Source organism: Campylobacter sp. JMF_04 NA10, assembly GCF_027737655.1.
Lineage (GTDB): Bacteria > Campylobacterota > Campylobacteria > Campylobacterales > Campylobacteraceae > Campylobacter_B.
On the sequence record NZ_JAOVTZ010000001.1, the window covers coordinates 525,769 to 551,940 of the forward strand.

Consider the following 26,172-nt stretch of genomic DNA (forward strand, 5'->3'; position numbering starts at 1 on the left):
CTTTACGCGATAAAATCGCCGTCGAAAAGGTGTCTGACATCGCCTGATATGCACGCAGTCTCGCCACGCATTTTTACGCCGATTTTTTCGCCACTCACGCACGCCATATTTGCATTTTCGCTCAGATTATAGTGCGCTCTGCCTGCGATATATGCGCTAGCTATGCCAGTTCCGCATGATAGCACCTCTTTTTTCGCGCCGTGTGCGTATGTGCGCACCCTAACCCCTGTGTTACTCATCTCAGCATAACTTACATTGGCGTTAAATTGCGCGCTAAGCTCGGTAGCTAGGGTGTGGTTGTATGCGCTCAAATCTTTGACAAAGGTTACGACATTTGGCATACCGACCTCGTATAAATACCACATGTGGCCATTGCTCATAAATCCCTCGCCAAGGCGATTGACATTATCAAACTCGACCTCGACATTTGCCGTGATTGCGCGGTTTGAGCCCATGCCATAAATTTGACCAAAATTCGAATCTCGTTTTTTTGTGCCAAAACTCACGCTTCTGCCTGTGTCAAATCCGCGAATTTCGCCGTTTATTACATTGGCGTCGTTTTTGAATTTCACATTTTTGCCAGATAAAAATCGCTCGTAGGCATACATGCACACAACCATTGCGGCGTTTGCGCTTATCGGGCTTCTAGTGCCGTCTGGGTTGTAAAACTCCACAATGATATTATTGTCGTTGCTTCCAGGGGTTTTTTGGTTGCTAAGCGAAATAAATCCGTTGGCTCCAATCCCCTCTGCGCGGTTGCAAAGCACCCTAGCTAGACTGCCACGCTCGGCACTTTGTGAAAACTCAACTACTACAAAATCATTTCCGCATGCGTTATACTTTGAAAAATTCAATTTATCTCCTTTAAAAATTTTTTCACATTTTTTTCAAGTGTTATTTTATCGCTAACATTTTCTATAACAAAATTTGCGTTTGCACGCTTAAATTCGATATCCGCTTGCAAACTAACGCGAAGCGTGGCTTGCTCACGCGTTAGTGCGTTTCGCTCCATAATGCGCTCTATAAGCAAGTCGTGCGGGGCATATACGACTACGATTTTGTCGAATTCATCGTATTTTTGGCGCTCGAAATACAGCGGAATATCGGCGAAAAACGGCTTATTTAGGTGTTCTAAAATTTCAGATTGTCTTAGAATTTCATCTTTGATTTTTGGGTGCAAGATTGCTTCTAGTTTGGCAAGCTCTGCCTTGTCGTTAAAGACCAAATCGCCTAGCTTTTTCCTGCGGATTCGCACGGATTTGCCGTCTTTTATGATGTATTCGTTGCCAAAAATTTTTGAAATATCTATCCAGGATTTATCCAATAGCTGGTGCGAGATTTCGTCTGCGTCGATGATTTGATAGCCCAAATCACGCAAAATTTTACTAACGCTAGATTTGCCAGATCCTATCGAGCCTGTGATTACATAACCATTTTTATATGCCATTTCACACCCCTTTATAGCGTTTTTATGCAATTTTAGCTAAAATAGTCTAATTTTCTAATAAATCCAAAAAAAGGAAAAACCGTGATTAGCTACAAAGAAGCAGGTGTCGATATCGACGCAGGAAATGAGTTTGTGCAAAGTATAAAACCCCTAGTCAAATCCACAATGACCCCAGGCGTGATTGGCGGAATTGGCTCATTTAGCGGTGCGTTCGCGCTACCAAGCGGGTATAAAAAACCAGCGATTTTGGGCGCGACAGATGGCGTAGGCACCAAACTTCGCCTAGCAATCGACACAGACAAGCTTGACGGCGTGGGTATCGATCTAGTCGCAATGTGCGTCAATGACCTCATCTGCAACTTCGCTACACCGCTATTTTTCCTAGATTATTACGCTACGGCAAAACTAGAAATCGCAAGCGCAAAACGCGTAGTAGCAGGTATCGCCGAGGGGTGCAAAATGGCTAAGTGTGCGCTAATCGGCGGCGAGACAGCCGAAATGCCGTCGATGTATGAGGGCAAAGATTTCGATTTGGCCGGTTTTGCCGTAGGAATAGCCGAGCAAGACGAGATAGATCGCACGAAATTTGTAGAGCGTGGCGATGTTTTGATCGCACTTCCTAGCAGTGGTTTGCACTCAAACGGATTTTCACTCGCAAGAAAAGTAGTCGCCGAACTCGGGCTGAAATTTGACGAGAAAATCGGCGAAAAAACCCTAATCGACACGCTTTTAGAACCAACCAGAATTTATGTAAAAGAGTTTTTGGCACTGAAAGATAAAATTCACGCTTGCGCACATATCACGGGTGGTGGTTTGGTAGAAAATCTGCCTCGTGTATTCCCCGCTGGGCTTGGCGCGAAAATCGAGAAAAACGCAATCAAAACGCCTGAGATTTTTAAAATTTTAGCCAAAAAAGTCGAAGCAGCCGAAATGGAGCGCACATTTAATAACGGCGTGGGTTTGGTGTTAGTCGCACCGAAGGCTAACGCTGATTTTGTGTTAGCTAACACTGACGGATATGTTATCGGCGAAGTATGCGAGGGAAATGGCGTAATAATGGCGTAAATCACGCGCTAACAAAGGCTAACAAATTTATGAAAAATTTCGTTTTTTGTTTGTTTTTGTGTGTTAGTGCGTTTGCTAACACACAAATTTCAGGGCTCGAAAAAGAGTGCGAGGCTGGGAATTTAGATAAATGCTTTGAGTTGGCGACAAATTTAGAAAATAGTTGCGATAAAACCAAAAATTTTGAAGTTGGCGCAAAAGCCATAAAATACTATGAAAAAATATGTAATTCGGATGAAACCTTTTTTTATGGCGCTTGCCTGAGGTTAGCGGGTATTTACATAAGAGGCAATTGCACACAGAAAAATTCAGCAAAAGCACTAAAATATCTAAAACTATGTTGTGACAAAGAGCATGCCGATAATGCTTGCAGTGTTTATCAAAGAGGGTTGGCATCGGTCGAACATTTCAGAAGCAAGTGTAAAAACGGCGAACAAAGTGCCTGCGAGCGGCTAAAATCAGAGGGATATTAAATTAAATTTTGGCGAAATTTTAAAATTCCGCCAAATTTCAGACTATTTTGCTAGATCAAAAATCTCTTTCACAGCTTTTGCGTCGTATTGTGGTAAGCCCCATTTTGGCGCGTCTCGCACGATGATTTCCATGACTTCGCCAACATTGCTATCATCAATTTTAACCTGGCTAAGTTTAGTTGGTGTGCCAACCTTATCAAACCACGCTTTAAGTGCGTCAATTCCAGCCTCTGCGCTATCAAGCCCAAAAATTTCTTTGGCAAAGCGTGCAAATTTGGCTTCATTGTTTTTCTTGTACCATTTCATCCATGCTGGCATTATCACGCTTAGCCCTGCTCCGTGCGCACAATCGACCACCGCGCTCATTGCGTGTTCTAGCATGTGATTTGGGTAGCTATAACCACTCACACCCACATAAGTTAGCCCATTTAGCGCCATTGTCGCAGCCCACGCGAAATCACCCCTAGCCTCGTAATCATCAGGGTTTTTAAGTAAAATTTCGGTTGTTTTCATAACGGTTTTTATGTTTGCTTCGATATACATATCGATGATTTCAGGGTGTTTTGTGGCTGTGAAATAGCCCTCGATTGAGTGTGCGATGATATCACTAGCCGAATACACCAAATACTCAGGCGTTACGGTAGCTTGAAGCTCTGGGTTTATGATTGAAACTTTTGGGAACAAAGCTGGGCCATCTATGCCAAATTTTTGTTTTGTCGCTTCGTTTGTGACTACGCCGCCTCTATTCATCTCAGAACCAGTCGCGGCAAGTGTGATAATGTCAAAAATCATAAGTGCTTTTTGAGCCTCTTTTGCAAAGAAAAAGTCCCACACATCGCCCTCGTAGCACGCTCCTGCCGCGATTGCCTTACAGCTATCTAGCACGCTTCCGCCACCGATTGCTAGCACGCTATCTGCGCCGAAATCTTTCGCGATTTTCACGCCCTCATGGACTTTGCTAAGCACTGGGTTGCTTTTAACCCCGCCAAGCTCGGCGTATTCTATGCCGTGAGCTTTGAGCGAATTTACGGCTGTATCGAAAAGCCCGGATTTTTTCACTCTATCGCTTCCATAGACGACAAGCGCCTTTTTCGCGCCGTATTTCGCCATATACTCGCCGATATTTTTCTCTTTGCCCTTGCCAAATTCGACCTGCACAGGGTTTTTAAAACTGAAATTTTCCATAATTCTCCTTTAAAAAATTTCGCACATTATAACCGAATTTACAAAATTCTTATAGACAAATTTTACAAATTTATTGCCTAATTCTGCAAAATTTAAAATTCTTTGCTAAAATAAATCAAAATTTCAAAAGGGGTAAAAATGAAAGATAAAAACAAAATTTTAGATGAAATTGCAAATTTTATTGATAAAAATTATCCAAATTACGGCATTATAGATACACAAATCGAGCAGATTAAATTTTACCGCGCGGACGAAACTACCGAGTTTCGCAGCGGAATTTACAAACCTAGTATCTGTATCGCTCTACGCGGAAACAAGCTAGTGAAATTTAACGGCAAAGAGTATTTTTATAACAAAGACCAATTCATGCTCACCCCTACTCACATACCGATTTCGGGCAGGGTTACGCAATGCCCACTTTTGTCAATTATTGTCGAATTTAAAGTCGATGATTTGGCTGAGGCGATCAAAAACATAAATTTCACCCCGTCGAAAAAAAAGCTAAAAGAGAGCCTGTATGTGAGCAAAATCAGCTTCGATTTGGCTGATTCTATCGCTAGGCTGGTGCATTTGCTAGAACGAGGTGGCGCGCACAGCGAGTATTTGGTAAATCTATCAATAAAAGAGGTTTTGTATTCGCTGATGAATGGCGATGAGGGAGCTGCGAATTTCTTATACAAATTTATCCTAAACGGCACCATGCAAAACCAAATCGCACACGCTATCAGCGAGATTTCAGCGCATTTTAACGAAGCGATAAATATGAGCGATTTGGCTGAAAAAATCGGCATTAGTGTTTCGTCTTTTTACCACAATTTCAAAAAATTTACCGCCCTTTCGCCGCTAGAATTTCAAAAGCGAATTAGGCTAGAAGAGGCGAAATTTATGCTGCTAAATACCACAACTTCGGTCTCGCAAGTGGCATTTGATGTGGGCTATGAGAGCACGAGCCAGTTTAGCAGAGAATACGCGCGCATGTATGGACTGCCCCCAAAAGCGCATATCCAAACGCTAAAAGAATTGACGCTGAGCTAAAATCGGTGTAATTTAAAATCGTATAAAAAAATGGTGTCAAGAGAGAGACTTGAACTCTCGACCTCCGGCTTATGAGACCAGCGCTCTAACCAGCTGAGCTACCTTGACACATTGTAGGAAAAATGGAGTTTATCCAAATTTTACTTATATAAAATTTAAAAAGCGCAAAATTTTAAATATAATTTATGCTAAAATAGCAAAATTTCATTTTCAAAGGGAAAATATGGGCGGTTTTACTATTTTTTTAATCATTGTTGCCGTTTTGATTTTTAGCATTATTGGGATTTATAACTCTTTGATTGCCAAGCGAAATCAGGTCGCAAATATCGCTTCTAGCGTCGATACACAGCTTAAAAAACGCTACGATTTGATTCCGAATTTAGTCGCCTCTGTCAAAGCCTACCTAACGCACGAGCGCGAAGTATTGAGCAAAATCACGGCTTTGCGAAGCGAAGCGATGAGCGCCACAAACGACGCGCAAAAATTCGCCCTAAACGCCGAACTCTCGCGCACTCTTGGCTCGCTAAAAATCGCCGTGGAAAACTACCCAGAGCTAAAAGCCAACGAAAATGTCCTTCACCTCCAAGCCACGCTAAGCGAAGTCGAGGAGCAGATCAGCGCAGCCAGACGCGCTTACAACGGCGCAGTTATGGTGTATAACAACGCGTGCGAAATGTTTCCCACAAACCTCATCGCTAGCTTTTTTCACTTCAAAAAAAGCGAATTTTTCGCCGCCGATGAGAGCGAAAAACAGGCACCAAATTTATCAGAAATGCTAAAATAATGGAAAAAATTTTAAAATTTAAAAACGAAGAAATTATCCAAAATTTGGAAATTTTAGAAAAAAAGCGGGCAAAAATCGCCAAAAATTTACGCATTTTAAAGGTCGCTTCCTTTGCGCTCATTTTCGTCCTGCTCCCCGTTTTGCTACGATTTGTGCCTGATTTGCTCATTTCTAGCATAATTTGCGTTTTTGCCTCGCTTATGTTTTTTAGCATTTCGCACGCTAGGCTTATAACGCCCTTTAACGCGCGCTTTAAGGACGAAATCCTAAGCCTAATCGCCAAAGATGAAAATCTAAACTACGAGCGCAAGAGATTTTTCGAATTTGCCGAATTTAACGCGCCTGGGTTTTATGAAAGCGGTTTTAGCGTGTATAAGGGTGATGATTTTTTCGCTGGCGAAATCGAGGGCGTGAAGGCGCAATTTTGCGATATTTATCTCGCCAAACAAACACAAACACACACTAACCAAAAACAAACGCCCAAACTAACAACCCTATTTTACGGCATAACGCTTATAGCCGAATTTAACCAAAATTTCGCCTCCACGCTCCATGTCATCGACACTAACGCCAGAGCTAACTCGCACCTAAAACGCGTTAGTATGGATAACACTGAGTTTGAGCAGTATTTCCGCACATACTCAAATGATCCTATCAGCGCGCATTACATACTAACGCCCAAATTTATGGAGCAATTAATCGCGCTTAGGGATTATTTCAAGGCCCCACTTAGCCTAGCGTGCGAGGGAGGCAAAATTTGGCTATATATCGCGCTTGGTAAAAACAGCTTCGAGCCAAATATTTCATACCCGCTCCTTGGCGAAAACTCCCCGGCCGTCACGCTAAAAAAGGAGTTGGAAAAATTTAAAATTTTGGCTAAAATTTTGAAAAATAATCAAAAAGCATTTGTGGAGAAAATATGAGTATAGTATCGTTTGAGCTGAAAAAAAAGACGATTTTAGAAAATGAAGCGAGCGCGAAAAAACGGCTAATTATCGTCGTTTGCGTGGTTTGTGCGCTGGCGTTTTTGATTTTAAGTGGCGGATATTCGCTGAAATTTAAAATCATTTTGGGCTGTTTGATTGGGATTTGCGGGATTTTGGCGCACTCGTATTTTGACAAAAACCAAAAACAGCACTTCTCGGCTCTACTCGATAAAGCATTTGACAATGAAATTTTGCTCTGGATTGCCAAGGAAACCGGGCTTACTTTTAAGCCATTTGGCGCATTTTTTTTAGAGGATTTAAGCTCACTTCCGATCAAAAAAGACGCTAACACATGCGTTTGCAAACGATCACTAGTAGGCAAAGTGGGTGAAATCGAGGCGAAATTTGGCGATGCCGCGCTAACACGGGCTAAGGGGCGCAAAAAAAGCTTGCTCGGACTTGATAAATTCGAGTGGGGGCGCATAAATGACGGCAAAATTTACACTGGATTTATAGCGAAATTTGACTATCCACTCGCTTTTGCTAGCGATTTTTCGGCGATTGGCAAGGGTGAGTTTATGCTCCAAACTCCGCACCTCAAACTCCAAAAGGCAAATATCGCCAAATCCGATATTTTCGACATTTACGCTGGCGAGAATTTTGACAGCGAGGTTTTAAAAGACGGCAAAATCCTAACCACGCTCGAACTCATCAGCATTAGCCTAAACTCCCCAGTGCAAATGCACGCTGTGAGCAACTCCATATTTATCGCGGTTTCGAACGACACGCTCTTTACTCGCATAGACACGAACCAAAACGCAAATGTGATTTTAAGCATAAATATGATGATAGAAATCGCGCGAAATCTAGCACCCTTCGCCACTAGCGAAATCAAAGCAAGCGAAGAGCCAAAGATTACGGCTTTGCTAAACGAAATGCGCTCTTAGCGAAATTTCGCTTTTAAATTTAGGGTAAATTCGAGCGCCGAAATTTAGCCTTCTAATTTCACGGCGAATTCGCCAAATTCTGCCTTTGTCGCAGTCGCTAAATCGTTTGGATTTAGCCAAATTTGTTTGCCCCTAACACCTGCACTAACGCAAATTTGCGTTTGTGTTAGTGCGCGTGAGTCGATAAATGTGCGAAAGTGCTTTTTCATGCCAAGCGGCGAACAACCGCCCCTAACATAGCCTGTGATTTTTGTTAGCTCTTTTAGATTCATTAGCTCGGCGCGTTTGACTTTCGCAATTCTAGCTAACGCCTTTAAATCAAGGCTTAAATCGCCTTGCAAACACGCTGTGATATATTCGCCCCCACACTCGCAAACTATCGTTTTATAGACCTGCTCGATAGGCTTTTGGCACGAATTTGCCACATGCACGGCGTCAAGGTTGTTTTCATCGACTTCGTATTCGAGTATCTCGTAAGGAATTTTCAGCCCGTCAAGTATGCGACAAGCGTTAGTTTTTTCTATTTTTTTGGACATTTTTAGCCTATTTTCTTATCTTTTACATATTTTTTCAAAGCTTCGTTATCTAAAATTTTGTCAAATTCTCCATTAAATCTAGTTGGATTTTTTGTATCGTAATCTCTAATGGTTTCTAAAAATTTGGAAAAATCAATATTTTTATTACTCAAATCATTAACCACACTAAAATCAAGTGTATTGTTAAATTTTGCTCTTGCCAAAATTTCACTTTGAGCGATTTCGCTTGGGTTTAAACTAATGACGCCAATGCCAAACGAGTTGTTTAATTTTTTTATCAATTCCATAAGTTCTTCATCGGTTACATCGACATTTAACGCAACCAAATACCCTTCATTAGCCCAACTTGAATTGCTAACAGCTTGAAAATAATACTCTCTGAAATTTCCCACATTTAGCTCTTTTTTCATTTCAAAAGAATAAATTGTTATCGGTAATTTTGCGTATTTGTCAATAAATTTCGTAAGACTTGGAGTAAAACTTTCATATTCAAATCTTGCCGCCACAATGTCAGGATAGACCCATTTATCTGCGCCTTTTTTATTTTTTTGACTTTTTTCGTGATAGATTGTTTTTGCCCTAGCGTAGAAATTTTCATTTGAATAAATAAAATTTACTAAAAGTTGATGCAAATCTCGCTCATGAAATGAAAATTTATCATCGCTTATAGTTTCATTTATTTTTTGCTCAATTTTACCAACTTTATTATTTTTTAAAACTACTAATTTTGGTCTTTCCTGATAAATTTCAAACGGAGTATCTAAATTATTTTTTACATCCATATAGATATCACGACTAAAACTTTCCCACGGAGTTTTGCCTTTAAAATTTAATTTACTATCCAATCCAAATTCTACGGCTTTGTTCCAAAATTTCATAGGACTAAGTGGAGAATTTCCAAGTTTTTGCAAAATTTCAACCGCTACATTTATAGCTTCATTTCTTTTTACTCTACTCATTTTGTCGCCTTTGTTAAAAATTCAAACAGAAAATTCTAACAGAATTTGTATTAAAAATGAATTTGCTTGTATTTTTACGCAAAAAATATTCAAGACAGAGTGGGCGTAGTAAAGCTTGAATTTGGGCGGTTTCAAGCGAAGCTACCTTTGGGCGGTAGTGAGCGTAGAAATCGTCCAAATTCAAGCTTTAATCCGTTCGGTATGGGGAATTTTCAATAACGAATATTTTCTTGTTTTAAAAAATCTCGCAAATCATCGTATTCGCTACTATCCAAATATCTCCACTTTCCGGGCTTCAAAGTCCCTAGCGTAACCCGCCCAAATGCCGTGCGTTTGAGATCTACCACTTCTAGGTCAAAATACCCAAAAAATCGCCTTAACTCTCTGTTTTGCCCTTCGTTTATGATAGCTTTGATTTTGGTGTAGCCGCCGCTACTTGGCATTATGCGATACGCCAAAAACGGCTTAAATTCCATTGATTTGATTTTGCTTTTAGCATGTGCGCCCTTGGTGGCGTCGTCCGCGTAAAAACCCTCTTTTATCGCCGTTGCGACTTCGTCAGTTACTTCGCCTTTGACTTTGAGATAGTATTCGCGCTCTATGTCGCTTTTCATAAGAGCCGTGGCAATCGCAGGAGCGTCAGTTAATAGCAAAAGCCCTTCACTGGCAAAATCAAGCCGTCCGATACTAACAAATTTAGAAAATCCGTTTGGCAAGCTATCATAAATCGTCTTGCGACCGCGGTCGTCTTTTTTGGTGACTAACTCGCCTTTTGGTTTGTGATAGACAATCACGCTAAATTCGGTTTTTTTCTTGATTATTCGTCCGTTTATGCGAATTTTTTCTTCGCCGCTAACTTCGACAAACTCGCTAACAACTCGCCCGTTTATGCTAACTTTGCCATTTTTGATTAACTCGTCGGCTTCACGGCGTGAATAACCTGTGTTGTGCGAGATAAATTTATTTAAACGCATTTTTTCCATTTTACAGCCCTATGTTTTTAAGGTCGTGGATATGCACGGTGCCGATTGGGGTGCCGTTTTCGTCCGTAACGGCAAGAAGCTGAATTTTGAAATTTTCTATCATCTCCAACGCCTTGGAAGCTAAAATTTGCGAATTTTCAATGGTTTTTGGCTCTTTTGTAGCAAATTTAATCGCGCTTTCTTCAAGGCTAAAATTCTCGCTCATGAGCGCCCGTCGCAAATCTCCGTCGCTTAAAATCGCCGTTAGTTTTCCGTTAGCGTTAGTTAGCAAAACGGTGCCTAGTTTGCCGTGCGTCATCGCATTTATGGCTTCTTTTAGACTAACACTCTCACTAACAATCGGCAAATCGTTAGTTCGCATGACATCGGCGACTTTTAGATAAAGGCGTTTGCCAAGACTGCCGCCCGGGTGGAAGTTTGCGAAATCTTCTTTTTGAAATTTTCGCTCACTCATTAAGCACACGGCTAACGCATCACCAAGTGCAAGTGTTAGCGTGGTAGAAACCGTAGGCGCCGCTCCTAACGGACAAGCTTCGCGCTCGATTTTTAGGCTAATAAATTCGTCGCAAATTCGCCCCAAAGAGCTATTTTTGTTACTTGCCATTGCGATGATTTTCACGCCAAATCGCTTAATGTGTGGCAAAATTCGCACTAACTCTTCGCTCTCACCGCTAAAACTAATAGCCAAAACCAAATCATCTTTGCCTACCATGCCAAGATCGCCGTGCAGGGCTTCTGTGGGGTGCATGAAAAAGCTAGGTGTGCCAGTACTTGCCAAAGTCGCAGCGATTTTCGCGCCGATATGTCCGCTTTTTCCCACGCCTGTTACGATTAGCTTGCCTTTGCACTCTAAAATCAAATTTACCGCTCTTTCGATTTCGCCCCCGATAAGCTCTGCGTGGCGTAAAAGCTCATTTGCTTCGAGCCTTAAAACCTCTTTTGCGTTTTCTAAAATGCCCATAAAATGCCCCTTACATTAGGTAAATAACCGGCACGATTGTCGGATATTTTTTCGTTTTTCTAAAAATATGCTTTCGCACGGCCTGGCGAATTTGCGACTCTAACACGCGGTTATCAAGCAAAATTTCGGTTTTCATATTCGCCAAAAACTGCTCGATTAAGCCCTCCATATCCTTGGTAAATGCAGATGTCTGTGACTCTGCGACAAGCCCGTAGGTAATAACGCGAGATTTGATAAGCTTTTTGGCTGTTTTGTCGATTTGAGCGATGATTACAGCCACGCCAGCGTCGGCCAAATTTTGCCTGTGTTTTACGATTTCATCGGAAATTTGCTTATTGATTTGATTGTCAATGAAAACCTTACCAGTTTTGACGGTTTTGACCCGTTTTAGGTATTTTTCGCAAATCTCCATTTGATCGCCGTCGTTCATCAAATAGATATTTTTCTCATCAATCCCGCATTCTATCGCAGTTTCGCGGTGTTTGACTATGTGGTTATACTCGCCATGAACAGGTAGGAAAAATTTCGGCTTGATTAGGCGAAGCATTAGTTTTTGCTCCTCTTGGGCAGCGTGTCCGCTGACATGGATTTCGCTGAAATCCTGATACGCCACCTTTGCGCCACTTTTTAGCAAGAAATTGAGCACTGTTGAGACGCTGTTTTCGTTGCCTGGAATCGCCTTTGCCGAAATGATAACCTGATCTGTTGGTTTGATTTTTATATATTTATGCTCGTCTGTGGCCATGCGATACAGCGCGCTCATAGTCTCGCCCTGAGAGCCTGTGGTTACGATTAAAACCTCATTGTCAGGGTATTTGCTGACCTCATCTGGATCGATGAAAATTTTACGATCAAGCTCGACATAGCCTAGCTCCATTGCCGTAAATAGGTTTCGCTCCATACTTCGCCCTATCACGCAGACCTTGCGGCCGTATTTCACACCACGCTCGATCGCCTGATAGACGCGGTGGATATTCGAGCTAAATGTGCTCATAATCACGCGCCCTTTCGAGCTAGCAAAAATACCGTCAAATGTCCTACCTACCGAATTTTCGGATTTAGTAATGCCGTCTCTGTGAGAATTCGTGCTATCGCTCATCAGTAGCATTACGCCACGATCGCCATAATGCGCCAAGCGGTTTAAATCGGTCGGATAGCCGTCGATTGGGGTGTGGTCGATTTTGAAATCGCCCGTGTGGATAATCGTGCCGGCCTTTGTGGTAATCGCAAGCGCGCTAGCGTCGATAATCGAGTGCGTTATGTGGATAAATTCGACCTCAAAATCGCCGATTTTGTAAATTTTGCGCTTTTGCACTGGGCGGAAATAGCTTCGCTCCGCCTTTAAGCCATGCTCTTCAAATTTGTTTGAAATCATACCCAAAGGCAACGGCGTAGCGTAGATTGGGAATTGAAATTCCTTGAAAAAATATGGCATTGCGCCGATGTGATCCTCGTGCGCGTGCGTGATGATGATACCTTTGACTTTATCAGCAATCTTGCGAACATAGCTAAAATCGGGAATCAAAATATCCACGCCGGGCATATTATCATCAGGGAAACTCATACCCACATCGACGATAATCGCGCTCGTAGCGGTCTCGAAAATCGTCATATTCGCGCCAATCTCGCCAAGTCCGCCAAGCGGAGTTATGCGGATAGTTTCACTAGAATTTGCATTTTTTAGCGGATAGAGCCTTGCTTCGTGCATAGCCTTATTCGCCGCGATTGCCTCGTCCATAGCCACATGCCACGGCTCGGTACCGGTTAGGCTTTTTGGCATATTTGTCTTGCGTTTGGAGCGTTTTTTCTTTTTAGCGCCCTCCTCTGAATTTGGGCTTTGCACGGCTGTTTCGCTGGATAGATTTTGCGCTTTTTCGCTTTTTGATTTTTTATTTTTTTTGTTTTCGTTTGCTGGGGTTTTTTGCTCGTCTTTTTGATTTTTGCTCTCATCAAACGATTTTTTTAAATTTTCCCTGTGTCTGCGGCGTCTATTTACCTTTTTTAAGCGCTCAGGGCCTGTAAAATCAGAGTTTTGCGCTTGGTTGTTAGTTTTTTTCTCTTCCATTTTTCACCTTTAATTTTTTAAAAATATCTAAAAATAAGGCGAAATTTAACTCGTGCGGTCTTGTGTTTTCAAAAATTTCTAGTTCTTCGAAAATTTGGGTTATATCTGATTTGGGCGCGATTGCGCTTAGATTTTTGGCTAGTGTTTTTCTAGGAGAGGCGAAACACACTCTCAAAAACGCCTCAAAATCGTGCTTTTGCTCCACGCTTTGGAAAGAATTACGCGTCTTTTCTATCCTCATCACGGCTGAAATGACCTTCGGAGCTGGCTCGAAAGCGTGTGGAGGCACCTCGAAAAGATACTGCGCCCCGCCACAAAGGCTAGCCAAAACCGAAATCGCGCCAAATTCCCGCTTCCCAGAAACTGCGCAAAATTTCTGCGCGACCTCTTTTTGCACCATTACAACCAAACCCTCACACAGTGGATCTTCAATGGCTCGCAGGATTATATTTGTCGCGATATAATACGGCAAATTCGCAACCAAAAAATATGGTTTTTCGCTAAGAGAATTTTCCCAAATTTCCAAAACATCGCCCAAAACCAGCTCCAAATCGCGGTTTTTTATCTCTGTGGCGAAATTTTGGCACAAAATCTGATATAAATCATTATCAATTTCGAAACTTTTTACTTTATAACTCTTTAAAAGACTACGAGTTAAATCACCCAAGCCAGGCCCAATTTCTACGATATTTTCAGCATTTTTGGGAATCGATTGGATAATTTTGTCTAAAATCAAACTATCTTTTAGAAAATTTTGTCCGAATTTTTTCTTTGCAACTATCATCGAGAGATTTTATCCAATTTTTACTTATAAAATGGTTATATAAGCGAAATTTGGCTAAAATTTACAAAAATTTTAAAGGGCAAAATTTTGAAAACATTTGCAAAACGAATAATTCCATGCCTAGATGTGCAAAACGGGCGCGTGGTAAAGGGCGTAAATTTCGTAAATTTACGCGACGCAGGCGATCCTGTCGAAATCGCAAAACGCTATAACGACGAGGGTGCAGACGAGCTTTGTTTTTTAGATATTACGGCTAGTTTTGAGAATCGCGACACTATCGTGCATGTGGTCGAAAGCGTGGCAAAACAGCTTTTTATCCCGCTAACCGTGGGTGGCGGAATCCGCAAAATCGACGATATTTCGCGACTTTTGGATGTGGGTTGCGACAAAGTCAGCCTAAACTCATCAGCCATCGCAAATCCAAGTTTAATCGACGAAGCAGCGAAAAAATTTGGCTCTCAATGCGTCGTCGTGGCAATCGATGTCAAACGAACTGGTGAGGGCTACAATGTCTTTGTCAAAGGTGGCAGAGAAGACACTGGACTGGACGCTTATGCGTGGGCAGAGGAAGTGCAAAACCGCGGCGCGGGGGAGATTTTGCTCACTTCCATGGACTGCGACGGCACCAAAAACGGCTTTGATTTAGAAGTTACGGGCAAAATTAGCAAAATGCTAAAAATCCCCGTCATCGCAAGTGGCGGTGCAGGAAATATGGAGCATATCAAAGAAGCCTTTGAGTGCGGGGCAGACGCGGCACTAGCGGCAAGCATTTTTCACTTCGGCGAGATAAAAATCAAAGATTTAAAAGCCTATCTTTTGAAAAACGGCATAAGGATTCGAAGTTGATAGTGTGCGCAGGAAATGGCGAAGAATTCGGCTTCGCGCGCGCTGTCGGCGTGGGGCTCGTGGATTGTGCTATCAATTTAACCAAAATTTTAGCAAGCGAAAAACATAGCGAAATTTTGTTTGTAGGGAGTTGCGGTCTGTATAATGAAGGTAAAATTTTTGATATTTTCGAATGCGAAACGGCCACAAACCACGAAATTTCCGAGATTTTAGGCTATTCATACAGCCCGATTTTTGACCCAAATGTTTCATATGAAACATTTTGTAACTCATCAAATTTCATCACCACAGATGAAATTTGCGCGCAAAAATTCGCCACACTCGGCTACAAAATCGAAAATATGGAATTTTACTCTGTCGTCAAAGTCGCCGAAAGTTTCAAAATCCCAGCTCGCGGAATTTTCGTCGCGACGAATTTTTGCAACCAAAACGCACACGCAGATTTTTTGAAAAATCACGCAAAAGCCAAAGAAATTTTAGAAAATTACTTAAAACAAAAAGGAATAATTTGAAAAATATCCTAGATTTCACACTTGATGAACTATCCGAGCTTGTAACGCCAAAATTTAGAGCCAAGCAAATTTACGAGTGGATTTACAAAAAAGGTGTTAAAAATTTCGATGAAATGCTAAATTTACCAAAGGAATTAAGAGCAAATTTAAGCGAAAATTTCTATTTAGACCCCGTAAAACGCGTAAAATGCGAAGAAAGTATCGACGGAAGCAAAAAATATCTTTTCGAGCTAAAAGACGGCAAAACCATAGAAAGCGTTTTGCTTCCTATGAAAGACGAAGTCGCCGATGAAAACGGCAAAATTTCACGCCATGCAAGATACACAATCTGCGTTAGTTCGCAAGTAGGTTGCAAAATGGGCTGTGCGTTTTGCCTAACTGCCAAAGGCGGATTTGTGCGAAATCTCACAGCAGGTGAAATCGTCGGGCAAATTTTATACATAAAAATCGCAAACCAAATCCCTTACGAAAGACGCGTAAATGTCGTATATATGGGCATGGGCGAACCACTTGACAACCTAGCAAATGTCTCAAAAGCTGTGCAAATTCTAAAAGAAAATGACGGATTAGCGATTGCTCCGCGTCGTCAGACTATCAGCACGAGCGGTCTAGCTGCGCAGATAAAAAAGCTTGGCGAAATGGATTTGGGCGTTTTACTAGCCATTTCGCTTCACGCCGTAACCGACGAGCTAAGAGCTAAGCTAATGCCGATAAACAAAGCCTACAACATAGCTTCGGTTATGGACGCTGTGCGAAATTTCCCCATAGATATGCGAAAACGAGTGATGTTTGAATACCTTGTCATGGGCGGCGTAAATGATAGCTTAAATGACGCAAAAACCCTTGTAAAGCTACTTCACGGCATAAAAGCAAAGGTAAATTTGATATATTTTAACCCGCACGAAGGAAGCCCGTATCTCCGCCCAAGCACTGAAAATATGGTAAAATTCCAAGATTATCTCAGCGCGCATGGTGTAACCTGCACGATTCGCCAAAGCAAGGGGCTTGACATAAGTGCTGCGTGCGGACAGCTCAAAGAAAGAAGTAAAAATGACCGCCCTTGATATAATTGAAGTAGTTTTTATCGCAATCGTCGCTATAATCGGCATTTGTGGAATTTTTTATGTAGTTTTAAATGAAAAAAAAGAGTAAATTTTACCAAATTTTAAAATTTCGCTAGCGCAACTCCGAAACACTGCGCCGAAATTTACAATTTAATAAAATTTGAAATTTTCGAATAGGTGTAAATTTTAACGGCTTGTATTTTTTACAAGATTTTTTTAAAATTTTAACGCTTTCAAAAACTCACTTTTAAAATCAGCCTTTGTTTGAATATCATAAATTTGTCCGTTAAAATCAAAACTCAAATTCGCTGCATGTAGGCAAAGCCTAGAAGCTCCTGTTAAATTTATCCACTCACACACGCTTAATTTCTCGTCCAAAATCGCTTCGAAAGTCGCCGTGTCAGTCCCGTAAAGCGGGTCGCCTAAAATTTTGTGTTTCACATGAAACAAATGCAAACGAATTTGATGCTGTCTTCCGGTAAGTGGGACGGCTCGAACCAAAGTCGCATTAAATTCGCTAAAATATTCTATCGGATAAATCTCAGTTATCGCCTTTTTGCCGTTTTCGCAAATTCGCATTTTTATCGCCACTTCATCAGTTTCTAAACTCTCGCCAATCGGCTCGTCTATCACAAAATCTCGCTCCACTCGCCCGCTCACCAAAGCAAAGTATGATTTTTTCACCGCCCTATTTTCAAAAAGCATTTTTAGCGCATTTAAACTAGCCAAATTTTTTGCGACCAGTATTACGCCGCTTGTTTCTTTATCGAGCCTATGCACGACCGCCGCCGACCGCCCGTAAGTCGCCCAAATTTCATCATAAAGCGAGTATTTGCAGTGCCTGCCGTTTGGGTGAGAAAGCACTCCGCTAGGTTTGTCAAAAACGGCGAATTCGTCCGTTTCAAAAATCGCGCGCGCTCCCTTTGGCTCACATTTATAATCTATCAAAAATATTTCGCCATTTGCCACGCTGTTTTTTGCCAAAACCACGCCGTTAAAATCCAGCACCCTGCCCTTATCACACAGCCTTTGAGCGCCTTTCATATCATAGCCCAAACCCAGCAAAATCTCAAAAATTCGCCGACCTGCAAATTTACCTAAACTAAATTTCTCATACGCCATATTAACTAACTTTTCAGCCCTTTTTTAATATAATTTTGGATTATATCAAATTTCAAATAAAGGCACAAAAATGGTAGAGCGATACGCACGAAAAATTATGAAAGACAAATGGACGCAGTTTGCCAAATACGACGCTTGGCTAAAAGTGGAACTAGCCGCAGTCAAGGCATGGAACAAACTCGGCTTTATCCCAGATAGCGATTGCGAAAAAATCTGCAAAAACGCCAAATTTAGCGTCGAACGCATAGACGAAATCGAAAAAACGACAAAGCACGATGTGATTGCGTTTTTAACTAGCGTGAGCGAGAGCTTGGGCGAAGAGAGCAGATTTGTGCATTATGGTATGACAAGTAGCGATTGTATCGATACGGCTGTGGCGTTGCAGATAAAAGATAGCTTGGATTTGATTATCGCAGACATTGAAACGCTAAAATCAGCGATAAAAAACCAAGCGATGAAGCACAAAAATACCCTTATGGTCGGCAGAAGCCACGGAATTCACGGCGAACCGATAACTTTTGGCTTAGTTTTAGCGATTTGGCACGATGAAATTAACCGCGCATTAGAGCTTATAAAACACGCTTATGGCGTCATAAGTGTGGGTCAAATCAGCGGCGCAATGGGAAATTTCGCCCACGCTCCATTAGAGCTTGAAGAGCTGGTTTGCCAAAATCTAGGCTTAAAACCAGCCCCAGCGTCAAACCAAGTCATACAAAGAGATCGCTACGCACAAGTAATGAACGCACTAGCGATTTTAGCTTCATCTTGCGAGAAAATCGCCGTGGCAATCCGCCACTACCAAAGAACCGAAGTTTATGAGTGTGAAGAGTATTTTAGCCCTGGTCAAAAAGGAAGCTCGGCAATGCCACACAAACGAAATCCGGTGCTTAGCGAAAATGTAACGGGGCTTTGCAGGGTTTTGCGAAGCTATGCGATCCCTGCTATGGAAAATGTCGCTTTGTGGCACGAAAGAGATATTAGTCATAGTTCGGTTGAGAGATTTATACTGCCAGATGGCTTTGTGACGGCGGATTTTATGCTAAATCGCCTTGCAAATTTGATTGAAAATTTGGTCGTTTATCCTGAAAATATGATGAAAAATCTAAATTTAACAGGCGGATTAGTTTTTTCGCAAAGAGTTTTGCTGGAACTTCCTAAAAAGGGGCTGTCGCGTGAAGAAGCCTACAAAATCGTGCAAAGAAACGCGATGAAAGTTTGGGCTGACTTGCAAGAAGGCAAAAAAGCTATCGATGAAAACGGAGCTAGTTTGTATCTGCAAAATTTACTAGCCGACGAAGACTTGCGAAAAGCTTTGAGCGAAGACGAAATACGAGCGTGTTTTGATTATGGATATTACACAAAAAATGTGGATAAGATTTTCGCCCGTGTGTTTGGGTAAATAAATTTAGCCCATTTTGGGCTAAATTTTCTGTCATAAAATCAAAAAATAGCCAAATTTTCCCATAATAATTTAACTTAAAATTTAGCAAAACTTCGAAGCTAAATTTTGATAAATTTTCTTAAATCATAAGCTTTAAAAAGATACAATCGCACAATTATTTTTTCTTAGAAACGGACGCAAAAATGAAAGTAATTAAACGCAACGGTAGAACCGAAGAACTCGATATTTCAAAAATCAAAAAATTCACTGGGGACGCGGTAGCAGGGCTTGAAAATGTCAGCCTTAGCGAGCTGGAAGTCGATGCGAAAATTCAGTTTCGCGATATGATTACCACGGAGGAAATTCAGCAAACCCTTATCAAAACCGCCGTCGATAAAATCGACATAGACCGCCCAAACTGGACATTTGTGGCAGCGCGACTTTTCCTTTATGATTTGTATCACAAAGTATCTGGCTTCACCGGCTATCAATCGCTTCAAACCTACTTCGAGCGCGGTGAGAGCGAGGGTCGCATCATGCTAGGGCTAAAAGAAAAATACGACCTAGACGACCTAGACGCCTACATTAAGCCAGAGCGCGATTTGCAATTTACCTATCTTGGCATTAAAACGCTTTATGATCGCTATCTCATAAAAGACAGACAAGCAAAGCCGATTGAGCTTCCACAACACATGTTTATGGCGATTGCTATGTTTTTGGCGCAAAACGAGCTAGACAGCCAAGGCTGGGCGAAAAAATTCTACGATTTAATAAGCAAATTTGAAGTCATGCTTGCCACTCCGACACTCTCAAACGCTAGAACTACACGACACCAGCTTTCAAGCTGTTATGTAGGAAGCACGCCAGATAATATCGAAGGAATTTTTGATAGCTATAAAGAAATGGCGCTTTTATCAAAATTTGGCGGCGGTATCGGCTGGGACTGGTGCAAAGTCCGCGCCATGGGCGGTAGTATCGACGGGCATAAAAACGCCGCAGGTGGCATAATACCTTTCCTAAAAATCACAAACGACATAGCCGTGGCTGTGGATCAACTAGGCACTAGAAAAGGTGCAATCGCCGTGTATATCGAGCCGTGGCACATGGATATAAACGACTTTTTGGATTTGCGTAAAAACTCAGGCGAAGAACGCCGCAGAGCACACGAAATTTTCCCGGCTCTTTGGATAAACGATCTTTTTATGAAACGCTTAGCAAATAACGAAAAATGGACGCTTTTTGACCCTGTCGATGTAAGCGATCTTTGCGATGTTTGGGGCGAAGAATTTGAGAAAAAATATATAGAGTATGAAAACGATGAAAATATCGCAAAATCAACCGTTATGGCAAAAGAGCTTTGGAAAAAGATATTAACAAGCTATTTTGAGACAGGAATGCCGTTTTTGTGCTTTAAAGATAACGCAAACAGGGTAAATCCAAATTCGCACAAAGGGCTAATTCGAAGCTCAAATTTATGCACCGAAATTTTCCAAAATACACAGCCAAATCACTACAAAACAAAAGTGATTTACGCTGACGGAAGCGAAGAGCTTTTTGAAGAAAACGAAGAAGTGCTCGTAAATGGTAAAATCACCAAAAAAGCCAAAAAAATCACGGCACTTGATACGATAAACGGCAAAGACATTTTCATCGTCGAAAAGGGCGTAGATGAAGGCGCAACGGCAGTTTGTAATCTCGCAAGTCTGAATTTAAGCAAAATTCACACGCCTGATGACATAAAACGCGTCGTGCCAATCGCCGTGCGAATGCTAGATAATGTAATCGAGCTAAATTTTTACCCACACGCAAAGGTAAAACGCACGAATTTACGCTCTCGCGCCATAGGCTTAGGCGTTATGGGCGAAGCGCAAATGCTTGCCGAAAAAGGCATTATTTGGGGTAGTTACGAGCATTTTGAGACAATCGATAAAATCATGGAAAACATAAGCTACAACGCCATTTACGCTTCATCAAATTTAGCTCTCGAAAAGGGCAAATACCCTGAATTCGACGGCTCAAAATGGTCGCAAGGAATTTTCCCAATCGATTTAGCAAACGAAAACGCCAAAAAACTAGTCGGTCGCGGGGGACTTTTTGAAGATAATTCTTGCGACTGGGACGCTTTACGCGCAAAAGTCAAAAAAGACGGCATGAGAAATGGCTATTTAATGGCGATTGCGCCGACTTCATCGATTTCGATTTTAGTAGGCACAACGCAGACTATCGAGCCTGTTTATAAACGCAAATGGTTCGAACACAACCTAAGCGGTATGATTCCTGTGGTCGTGCCAAATCTAAGCCCCGATACTTGGCAAGCCTATGTTCCGGCATACGAGCTAGACCAGCGACTGCTTATAAAAGCAGGTGCAATCCGCCAAAAATGGATAGATCAAGGTCAAAGCCTAAATATTTTCATCACGCTTGATAAGGCTAGTGGCAAGGTGCTAAATGACATTTACACCCTTGCGTGGGAGCTTGGCATTAAATCGACATATTATCTAAGAAGCGAAAGCCCATCGACGGATAATTTTAATAATGATGTTGCAGATAGAAGTATAGAGTGCGAAGGTTGCCAATAATACACAATTAAATTTTACCTTTTGGCGAAATTTTAAAATTTCGCCAAATTTAGCCCAAATTTCACTAAATTTTAGCCCCTAAATTTGCCATTTTTCCTTGAATTTATCTTTGTAAGACTGCCTTTTATCCTTGATTTTATCGTTCGTGTGCTTGGCGAGATTTTCGAGGTAAGCAGAGGCGATTTGCAAAAGCATATTTGCTATCATTTTTTTATCATCTTTTGCAACCGTTTTGTATTTTTGCAAAATTTGAGGCACCGCGAGTGGCAGGTTATGCGGGATTTGCGCGAAGGTATCGAGGCTGGTGGCATTAAATAGCTCAAAAACCGCCTCGATTGCGATTTTGCGCTGAGTGGCGGTAGTATTTTGCATAAAATCGCTCAAAGTCTTATCGATAATCTTGCTCGAATTGCTAAGATTCTCGGCGTAGATAAAATCCTCCCTGCCCACCTCCCAGCTAAAAATATCGTGCGCAAAGACAAGTTTGGCGCTTGATTGCACGATTTTTATGCTCTCTTTATGGCTTAGCAGATTTCCGATAATGCTCTCATTTGGGATATAGGTTTGGATTTTTGATAAAATTTCGCCACTCAAATTTTGCTCGTAAAATTCCGGCAAAAACCCCGGTCCGTCGTAGTTATAGACCTTTACTATGCGACCATGCACGCCAGGATTTGCCCTAAGCGCCGAGTAAATCGCCACATTTCCGCCCTTTGAGTGTCCGCCAATTTTCAACCGCGCATGCGGATATTTTTGCGCGATTTTTTCTAGATATTTAAGCCCCGAGATTTGGCAAGGAAGCTCTTTTAAAAACGCCATGTTAAAGTCCTCTTGCCAGCCCAAAATCGAATTATCCGTGCCGATAAACGATACGAAAATTTCTTCCACGCCCAAATGAATACACAGCGCGCCAAACTGCCTGATTGCCTCTTTGTCGTTATCTCGCTCTATATCGCTTACGCGCAAGTCCCCAAAACGCGCGCTTTGGGCTAAATTTAGCGCGAGTGTTTTATCGCCCTCCCACAAAAACTCATCATCGCTTAAATTCGCCAAATTTTCGCAAATTTCACCCAAATTTCCGCCACTACAAAGTGAAATTTTATGAAACGGCAAATACGAAAATCGCGCCAAAACAAGCGCGTCTAGCTCGTTAAATTTATGCTCGCTAAATTTCAAATCCCCGCGCCAAAAAAGATAGTCGTTGATATTCGCCATTTTACGCCCTAAATTCAGCCTGCAAGGCTAGTTTTGGATCATATCCTATGTTTTTCTCAAACTCGCTAAGCCTCATGTGGATCGAGCGAAGTTCGGTTATCGTCGTCCAGTTCTCCGTAAATACGCTAAAACTTTGGCGCACTTTGTTAAAGGCATTTGCCGTTTGGATTAGCACGCCAAGCGTGATTACCTTAGTAAAAAGCCCTGGCCCCATGATGAGATATGGCACGATGATAAGGATTTGCGAGTAAGTGTGAAGCCAAGTATCGAAATACAAATAGTGCAAAAAGAGCTTGTGGTAGTTAAATTTAAGCTTGTCAAAAAGCGAAATGAGCTTCTCCTCGCTTCCGTAATTTTGCTTATCCTCCTCGGCAAAAACTAGCTCTTTTCGAAAGGCTGCTTCGACTTTTTGGTTGTTGTATTCTAGGCGTGGCAGATAGCGTCCCACGAACCACGACACGCCAAGCCCGCCCACGCTCACAGCTAGCGCAATCCAAACAAGAGAGCCCGGAATATCCTTGATAAAGGGCAAATTTATCCCGCTACTTAGCCCCCATAAAATCGGAATAAACGCAAATAGCGTCATAAAAGCATAGACAATTCGCATGCCAACATCTTCGAGGGTTTTGGTAAAACGATAAATGTCCTCTTGGATACGCTGTGAGCTACCCTCGATGTCGCGCTCTACCCTACGCCAAAAGCCAATGTATGAAAATGTCATCGCCTCGCGCCATTTTAGCACCCATACGCGCGTGATATAGCGCTCCGAAACTGCCGCTGTTATAAACCACATCGCAAGCCACAAAAACAAAAGCATAGCCTCATAAAACTCGTCAATCGTGTGCTTGTCGATCTCGCCACCCATATCATAAAACGCCCTATACCACTCGTTAAATTTGACATTTAAAATGGTTTGAAATAAATTAATACCGAGTATAAAAATTAGTCCGCCCCAAGCCAAAATTCGCCATTTTTTGCTTTTAAAAAACGATGAAAACATTACCTGCCTTTGTGAAATTTAATCCGTGATTTTACTGAAATTTATTAAATTTTGGAATTTTTGTAAAATTTAAATTAAATTTGTAATCTACATTATTAAATTTTAATTAAATTTTCGCTACTCTTTGCGATAAAATATCAAAAAGGAGTAAATCCCCCCCCGCAAAAGTTGCAAATTTCAATTTGCCAGGCGCAGATTTGCGCAAAACTACAAAAAGGAAATACCATGAAAAAGTTTCTTTTGGCTTTGGCTGTCCTTGCGACAAGCGCATTTTCGTATTCGCTCGATGAGATTAGAGCGCGAGGTGAAATCCGTATCGGCGTGTATGACGCTGAACCGCCATTTGGCGAGCTTGTCAATGGTAAATTCGAGGGGTTCGAGGTTGAGCTTGCCGAAATTTTGGCAAAAAGGATTTTTGGCGAGAAACAAGGTCACATAAGCCTCATGGGCGTTACCAACGATGTGCGTTTTCCGCTTTTACAAGAAAATAAAGCCGATATGATAGTTGCCGCTGTGTCTGTAACGCCAGAGCGCGCCCATTTAGCTGACTTCACGGCTCCGTATTTTACTGTAAATTTGGGTCTTCTCACCAGAAAAGGTAGCGACATCAAATCTGTCTTGGATTTAAAAGGCAAAAAAATCGGCGCATTGCTTAAAACCACAGGCGAAGCATTTTTGAATAAAGAGGGGATTCCTATCACTTATTGCAACGACAGCGTCGATTGCTATAAAAAAGTCAAAAATGGCGAACTTGACGGCTATGTCAATAACAACCTTTTTGTCTATGCTTATCCGATTTTTGACCCTACAATGGAGGTCAAACTCTCAAACCTTGGCAACACCGTTTTTCTATCAATCGCAATCCAAAAAGGAAACACAAGTTTGCTTGAATTTTTAAACGAGCAAATCATTGCTCTAAGCAAAGAGGGATTTTTCACAAAAGCCTATAACGAGACATTCGAGCCGTTTTACAAGGGCACGATTGATAAAAAATACTTCCTACTCGACAATGTTTATAAATCGTTTTTCTAAAATTTTGGGCAAATTTTGCCCAAAATTCTACATTAAATTTTAAAATTTGCAAATCCCACTAAAATTTCGCTCCATTTATCGCCGAAATCGTCGAACTATCCAGCGGTATGTATGATACGCTATCGCTGTGTTTGAGCTCTCCTGCGTCCATTTTGAGGTATGGTTCGACCGCAGAGCCTTCTAGCACTCTCCCACACAGCCCAGCGCGGTCAATCCGCACCTCCATAACGCTCATGCCGTGGAAAATAAACTTCAAACAATCCCGCTTTTTCACGCGAAAAACGCTGTTTTTAAAATCCACGCTCGTCATGTCCTTGATATTGGTCGAATACCGCCCCTGCGTGAGATTATAGGCGATGACATCGCTAAGTGCGGTTTTTAGGTCGTTTTTGGCAGCCACGACCAAGGCATCATCTCTCGAAGCTTGTAAGCGCGGAAGCGCAACGCCAACCAAAATCCCAACAATCACAATCACAAAAACAAGCTCAACCATACTAAATGCTTTTTTCATAGGATTTCCTTTTGTTTTTTCGAGTATAGCATTTAATGATGAAATTTGTAAATTTAGCTGTCATTGCGAGCTTTCGTAGAAAGCGAAGCAATCCAGGGAAATTTATATAAATTTCAATTCTTAAATTCTCTCTAAATTTTACTGGATTGCTTCGTCGCTGTAAAACAGCTCCTCGCAATGACAAATTTGACAAAATTTTAAATTTTGCCAAATTTAGCGTTTGAAATTTTAAATTATTAAGGTTGTGGCAGGTTTCCCTGCCACGAAGCAATCAAATTTAACTAAAACGCAATGCTAAGCGCCATTTGTGCGCTTACACCTTCTTGTTTGCCCACATAGCCTTTTACGCCAGCGTCGAATTTAAGCGTTTCGGTTTTGTATTGATAGCCGATTTCGCCAATTCCTGTTAGGCCTTTTAGATCTGGGCTTAGTATCTCGCCTGTGCTACCATTTGGCACGATAAATCGTCCTCCTGCTTCTGAGCTAAACTCATATTCGCCGGCAAGGCCAACGAAGAATTTATTATGCTCATCTATTTTGAAGTTATCTTGCAAGCCAGCCCTAATCTTGTGTGATTGTAGGGCGTCGAAGTGAGTATCCGCGCCATCTATTTTGATATCGGCTGCGTCGATATGGGTATAGAAATATCTAGCATAAAAATCCAAATCGTTGCTTTCGCTTAGTGGGACGATTTTGCCACCGCCTACATGCACAGCATAGTATGTAGAGTCTATGCCCCAATCATAGTATTTGCTAATGC

Annotated in this window: 26 protein-coding genes and 1 tRNA gene; 12 read left to right on the forward strand and 15 right to left on the reverse strand. The window is 41.7% G+C overall.

What is annotated here, in order from left to right; genetic code table 11:
• Positions 1 to 2: 2 nt before the first annotated feature.
• Together OFO12_RS02800 and coaE are read right to left on the reverse strand one after the other, a co-directional pair.
• A complete protein-coding gene (locus OFO12_RS02800) occupies positions 3 to 854 on the reverse strand; it encodes a diaminopimelate epimerase (RefSeq protein WP_270869373.1) in 852 nt (283 codons plus the stop codon).
• The gene (gene coaE / locus OFO12_RS02805) at positions 851 to 1,447 is read right to left on the reverse strand and encodes a dephospho-CoA kinase (RefSeq protein ID WP_270869374.1); all 597 of its coding nucleotides are present in this window, start codon (positions 1,445 to 1,447) and stop codon (positions 851 to 853) included. The genes OFO12_RS02800 and coaE overlap by 4 nt, the downstream gene beginning before the upstream one ends.
• An 81-nt stretch (positions 1,448 to 1,528) precedes the next feature.
• Between coaE and purM the strand changes: the two genes are divergently transcribed.
• Positions 1,529 to 2,512 (forward strand): phosphoribosylformylglycinamidine cyclo-ligase, encoded by a 984-nt coding sequence (purM, locus tag OFO12_RS02810; protein ID WP_270869375.1) that lies wholly within the window; start codon positions 1,529 to 1,531, stop codon positions 2,510 to 2,512.
• A 29-nt stretch (positions 2,513 to 2,541) separates the two neighbouring features.
• Entirely contained in the window at positions 2,542 to 2,985 is a 444-nt protein-coding gene (locus tag OFO12_RS02815) for a hypothetical protein (protein ID WP_270869376.1), read from the forward strand.
• Positions 2,986 to 3,027: 42 nt separating this feature from the next.
• Here OFO12_RS02815 and OFO12_RS02820 read toward each other — a convergent pair whose 3' ends face one another.
• Entirely contained in the window at positions 3,028 to 4,170 is a 1,143-nt protein-coding gene (locus OFO12_RS02820; protein ID WP_270869377.1) for an iron-containing alcohol dehydrogenase, read from the reverse strand.
• A gap of 138 nt (positions 4,171 to 4,308) precedes the next feature.
• Between OFO12_RS02820 and OFO12_RS02825 the strand changes: the two genes are divergently transcribed.
• Positions 4,309 to 5,205 (forward strand): AraC family transcriptional regulator, encoded by an 897-nt coding sequence (locus OFO12_RS02825; RefSeq protein WP_270869378.1) that lies wholly within the window; start codon positions 4,309 to 4,311, stop codon positions 5,203 to 5,205.
• Between the two features lie 31 nt (positions 5,206 to 5,236).
• On the opposite strand, the gene OFO12_RS02830 is transcribed toward OFO12_RS02825, so the two are convergent.
• Positions 5,237 to 5,313 (reverse strand) — tRNA-Met (locus OFO12_RS02830).
• Positions 5,314 to 5,428: 115 nt separating this feature from the next.
• On the opposite strand from OFO12_RS02830, the gene OFO12_RS02835 reads away from it, so the two are divergent.
• Genes OFO12_RS02835 through OFO12_RS02845 form a run of 3 tightly spaced genes read left to right on the forward strand, consistent with a single transcriptional unit; the run spans position 5,429 to position 7,862 of the window.
• On the forward strand, positions 5,429 to 5,989 hold the full coding sequence (locus tag OFO12_RS02835) for a LemA family protein (protein WP_270869379.1): 561 nt from the start codon (positions 5,429 to 5,431) through the stop codon (positions 5,987 to 5,989).
• On the forward strand, positions 5,989 to 6,912 hold the full coding sequence (locus OFO12_RS02840) for a DUF3137 domain-containing protein (protein ID WP_270869380.1): 924 nt from the start codon (positions 5,989 to 5,991) through the stop codon (positions 6,910 to 6,912). The genes OFO12_RS02835 and OFO12_RS02840 overlap by 1 nt, the downstream gene beginning before the upstream one ends.
• Positions 6,909 to 7,862, forward strand: coding sequence for a hypothetical protein (locus OFO12_RS02845; protein WP_270869381.1), 954 nt, complete (start codon positions 6,909 to 6,911; stop codon positions 7,860 to 7,862). Before OFO12_RS02840 ends, OFO12_RS02845 begins: the two co-directional genes overlap by 4 nt.
• Positions 7,863 to 7,906: 44 nt before the next feature.
• Here OFO12_RS02845 and ybaK read toward each other — a convergent pair whose 3' ends face one another.
• The 6 genes from ybaK to rsmA form a co-directional block, all read right to left on the reverse strand.
• Positions 7,907 to 8,398, reverse strand: coding sequence for a Cys-tRNA(Pro) deacylase (gene ybaK, locus OFO12_RS02850; RefSeq protein ID WP_270869382.1), 492 nt, complete (start codon positions 8,396 to 8,398; stop codon positions 7,907 to 7,909).
• A 2-nt stretch (positions 8,399 to 8,400) separates the two neighbouring features.
• A complete protein-coding gene (locus OFO12_RS02855; protein ID WP_270869383.1) occupies positions 8,401 to 9,357 on the reverse strand; it encodes an HrgA protein in 957 nt (318 codons plus the stop codon).
• Positions 9,358 to 9,569: 212 nt separating this feature from the next.
• Positions 9,570 to 10,340, reverse strand: coding sequence for a pseudouridine synthase (locus tag OFO12_RS02860; protein WP_270869384.1), 771 nt, complete (start codon positions 10,338 to 10,340; stop codon positions 9,570 to 9,572).
• A gap of 1 nt (position 10,341) precedes the next feature.
• Positions 10,342 to 11,301: a KpsF/GutQ family sugar-phosphate isomerase gene (locus OFO12_RS02865; RefSeq protein ID WP_270869385.1), complete on the reverse strand. Its 960-nt coding sequence runs from the start codon at positions 11,299 to 11,301 to the stop codon at positions 10,342 to 10,344.
• 10 nt (positions 11,302 to 11,311) lie between these two features.
• On the reverse strand, positions 11,312 to 13,366 hold the full coding sequence (locus tag OFO12_RS02870) for a ribonuclease J (RefSeq protein WP_270867863.1): 2,055 nt from the start codon (positions 13,364 to 13,366) through the stop codon (positions 11,312 to 11,314).
• Entirely contained in the window at positions 13,347 to 14,150 is an 804-nt protein-coding gene (gene rsmA / locus OFO12_RS02875) for a 16S rRNA (adenine(1518)-N(6)/adenine(1519)-N(6))-dimethyltransferase RsmA (protein ID WP_270869386.1), read from the reverse strand. Before rsmA ends, OFO12_RS02870 begins: the two co-directional genes overlap by 20 nt.
• Positions 14,151 to 14,237: 87 nt before the next feature.
• On the opposite strand from rsmA, the gene hisF reads away from it, so the two are divergent.
• The 3 genes from hisF to rlmN are packed head-to-tail and all read left to right on the forward strand — an operon-like array spanning position 14,238 to position 16,572.
• A complete protein-coding gene (gene hisF / locus OFO12_RS02880) occupies positions 14,238 to 14,996 on the forward strand; it encodes an imidazole glycerol phosphate synthase subunit HisF (protein WP_270869387.1) in 759 nt (252 codons plus the stop codon).
• On the forward strand, positions 14,993 to 15,508 hold the full coding sequence (locus OFO12_RS02885) for a purine-nucleoside phosphorylase (protein ID WP_270869388.1): 516 nt from the start codon (positions 14,993 to 14,995) through the stop codon (positions 15,506 to 15,508). The genes hisF and OFO12_RS02885 overlap by 4 nt, the downstream gene beginning before the upstream one ends.
• Positions 15,505 to 16,572, forward strand: a complete 1,068-nt coding sequence (gene rlmN / locus OFO12_RS02890; RefSeq protein WP_270869389.1) for a 23S rRNA (adenine(2503)-C(2))-methyltransferase RlmN — start codon at positions 15,505 to 15,507, stop codon at positions 16,570 to 16,572. Before OFO12_RS02885 ends, rlmN begins: the two co-directional genes overlap by 4 nt.
• Positions 16,573 to 16,788: 216 nt before the next feature.
• Here rlmN and OFO12_RS02895 read toward each other — a convergent pair whose 3' ends face one another.
• Positions 16,789 to 17,694 (reverse strand): RluA family pseudouridine synthase, encoded by a 906-nt coding sequence (locus tag OFO12_RS02895; RefSeq protein ID WP_270869390.1) that lies wholly within the window; start codon positions 17,692 to 17,694, stop codon positions 16,789 to 16,791.
• A 70-nt stretch (positions 17,695 to 17,764) separates the two neighbouring features.
• Here OFO12_RS02895 and purB point away from each other — a divergent pair, with 70 nt between their 5' ends.
• Both purB and OFO12_RS02905 read left to right on the forward strand, forming a co-directional pair.
• On the forward strand, positions 17,765 to 19,093 hold the full coding sequence (gene purB, locus OFO12_RS02900) for an adenylosuccinate lyase (protein ID WP_270869391.1): 1,329 nt from the start codon (positions 17,765 to 17,767) through the stop codon (positions 19,091 to 19,093).
• Positions 19,094 to 19,278: 185 nt separating this feature from the next.
• Positions 19,279 to 21,654 carry a ribonucleoside-diphosphate reductase subunit alpha gene (locus tag OFO12_RS02905; protein ID WP_270869392.1) on the forward strand — a complete coding sequence of 792 codons (2,376 nt, stop codon included), beginning with the start codon at positions 19,279 to 19,281 and terminating at the stop codon, positions 21,652 to 21,654.
• Positions 21,655 to 21,732: 78 nt separating this feature from the next.
• On the opposite strand, the gene OFO12_RS02910 is transcribed toward OFO12_RS02905, so the two are convergent.
• Positions 21,733 to 22,869: an Mbeg1-like protein gene (locus OFO12_RS02910; protein ID WP_270869393.1), complete on the reverse strand. Its 1,137-nt coding sequence runs from the start codon at positions 22,867 to 22,869 to the stop codon at positions 21,733 to 21,735.
• Between the two features lies 1 nt (position 22,870).
• Positions 22,871 to 23,869: a putative transporter gene (locus OFO12_RS02915; protein ID WP_270869394.1), complete on the reverse strand. Its 999-nt coding sequence runs from the start codon at positions 23,867 to 23,869 to the stop codon at positions 22,871 to 22,873.
• A 225-nt stretch (positions 23,870 to 24,094) separates the two neighbouring features.
• On the opposite strand from OFO12_RS02915, the gene OFO12_RS02920 reads away from it, so the two are divergent.
• On the forward strand, positions 24,095 to 24,901 hold the full coding sequence (locus OFO12_RS02920) for a transporter substrate-binding domain-containing protein (protein WP_270858608.1): 807 nt from the start codon (positions 24,095 to 24,097) through the stop codon (positions 24,899 to 24,901).
• Between the two features lie 58 nt (positions 24,902 to 24,959).
• Here OFO12_RS02920 and OFO12_RS02925 read toward each other — a convergent pair whose 3' ends face one another.
• Positions 24,960 to 25,412: a type II secretion system protein gene (locus OFO12_RS02925; RefSeq protein WP_270862674.1), complete on the reverse strand. Its 453-nt coding sequence runs from the start codon at positions 25,410 to 25,412 to the stop codon at positions 24,960 to 24,962.
• Positions 25,413 to 25,693: 281 nt separating this feature from the next.
• Positions 25,694 to 26,172, reverse strand: a 479-nt coding sequence (locus tag OFO12_RS02930; RefSeq protein WP_270869395.1) for a hypothetical protein, incomplete at its 5' end; no start/stop codon positions are given.

Excerpts from the sequence above, each read along its gene's own strand:
- coaE (WP_270869374.1), bottom strand. The coding sequence starts at position 1,447 with ATGGCATATAAAAATGGTTATGTAATCACAGGCTCGATAGGATCTGGC.
- OFO12_RS02815 (WP_270869376.1), top strand. The coding sequence starts at position 2,542 with ATGAAAAATTTCGTTTTTTGTTTGTTTTTGTGTGTTAGTGCGTTTGCT.
- OFO12_RS02820 (WP_270869377.1), bottom strand. The coding sequence starts at position 4,170 with ATGGAAAATTTCAGTTTTAAAAACCCTGTGCAGGTCGAATTTGGCAAG.
- OFO12_RS02825 (WP_270869378.1), top strand. The coding sequence starts at position 4,309 with ATGAAAGATAAAAACAAAATTTTAGATGAAATTGCAAATTTTATTGAT.
- OFO12_RS02835 (WP_270869379.1), top strand. The coding sequence starts at position 5,429 with ATGGGCGGTTTTACTATTTTTTTAATCATTGTTGCCGTTTTGATTTTT.
- OFO12_RS02840 (WP_270869380.1), top strand. The coding sequence starts at position 5,989 with ATGGAAAAAATTTTAAAATTTAAAAACGAAGAAATTATCCAAAATTTG.
- OFO12_RS02845 (WP_270869381.1), top strand. The coding sequence starts at position 6,909 with ATGAGTATAGTATCGTTTGAGCTGAAAAAAAAGACGATTTTAGAAAAT.
- ybaK (WP_270869382.1), bottom strand. The coding sequence starts at position 8,398 with ATGTCCAAAAAAATAGAAAAAACTAACGCTTGTCGCATACTTGACGGG.
- OFO12_RS02855 (WP_270869383.1), bottom strand. The coding sequence starts at position 9,357 with ATGAGTAGAGTAAAAAGAAATGAAGCTATAAATGTAGCGGTTGAAATT.
- OFO12_RS02860 (WP_270869384.1), bottom strand. The coding sequence starts at position 10,340 with ATGGAAAAAATGCGTTTAAATAAATTTATCTCGCACAACACAGGTTAT.
- OFO12_RS02865 (WP_270869385.1), bottom strand. The coding sequence starts at position 11,301 with ATGGGCATTTTAGAAAACGCAAAAGAGGTTTTAAGGCTCGAAGCAAAT.
- OFO12_RS02870 (WP_270867863.1), bottom strand. The coding sequence starts at position 13,366 with ATGGAAGAGAAAAAAACTAACAACCAAGCGCAAAACTCTGATTTTACA.
- rsmA (WP_270869386.1), bottom strand. The coding sequence starts at position 14,150 with ATGATAGTTGCAAAGAAAAAATTCGGACAAAATTTTCTAAAAGATAGT.
- OFO12_RS02895 (WP_270869390.1), bottom strand. The coding sequence starts at position 17,694 with ATGGCGTATGAGAAATTTAGTTTAGGTAAATTTGCAGGTCGGCGAATT.
- purB (WP_270869391.1), top strand. The coding sequence starts at position 17,765 with ATGGTAGAGCGATACGCACGAAAAATTATGAAAGACAAATGGACGCAG.
- OFO12_RS02905 (WP_270869392.1), top strand. The coding sequence starts at position 19,279 with ATGAAAGTAATTAAACGCAACGGTAGAACCGAAGAACTCGATATTTCA.
- OFO12_RS02910 (WP_270869393.1), bottom strand. The coding sequence starts at position 22,869 with ATGGCGAATATCAACGACTATCTTTTTTGGCGCGGGGATTTGAAATTT.
- OFO12_RS02915 (WP_270869394.1), bottom strand. The coding sequence starts at position 23,869 with ATGTTTTCATCGTTTTTTAAAAGCAAAAAATGGCGAATTTTGGCTTGG.
- OFO12_RS02920 (WP_270858608.1), top strand. The coding sequence starts at position 24,095 with ATGAAAAAGTTTCTTTTGGCTTTGGCTGTCCTTGCGACAAGCGCATTT.
- OFO12_RS02925 (WP_270862674.1), bottom strand. The coding sequence starts at position 25,412 with ATGAAAAAAGCATTTAGTATGGTTGAGCTTGTTTTTGTGATTGTGATT.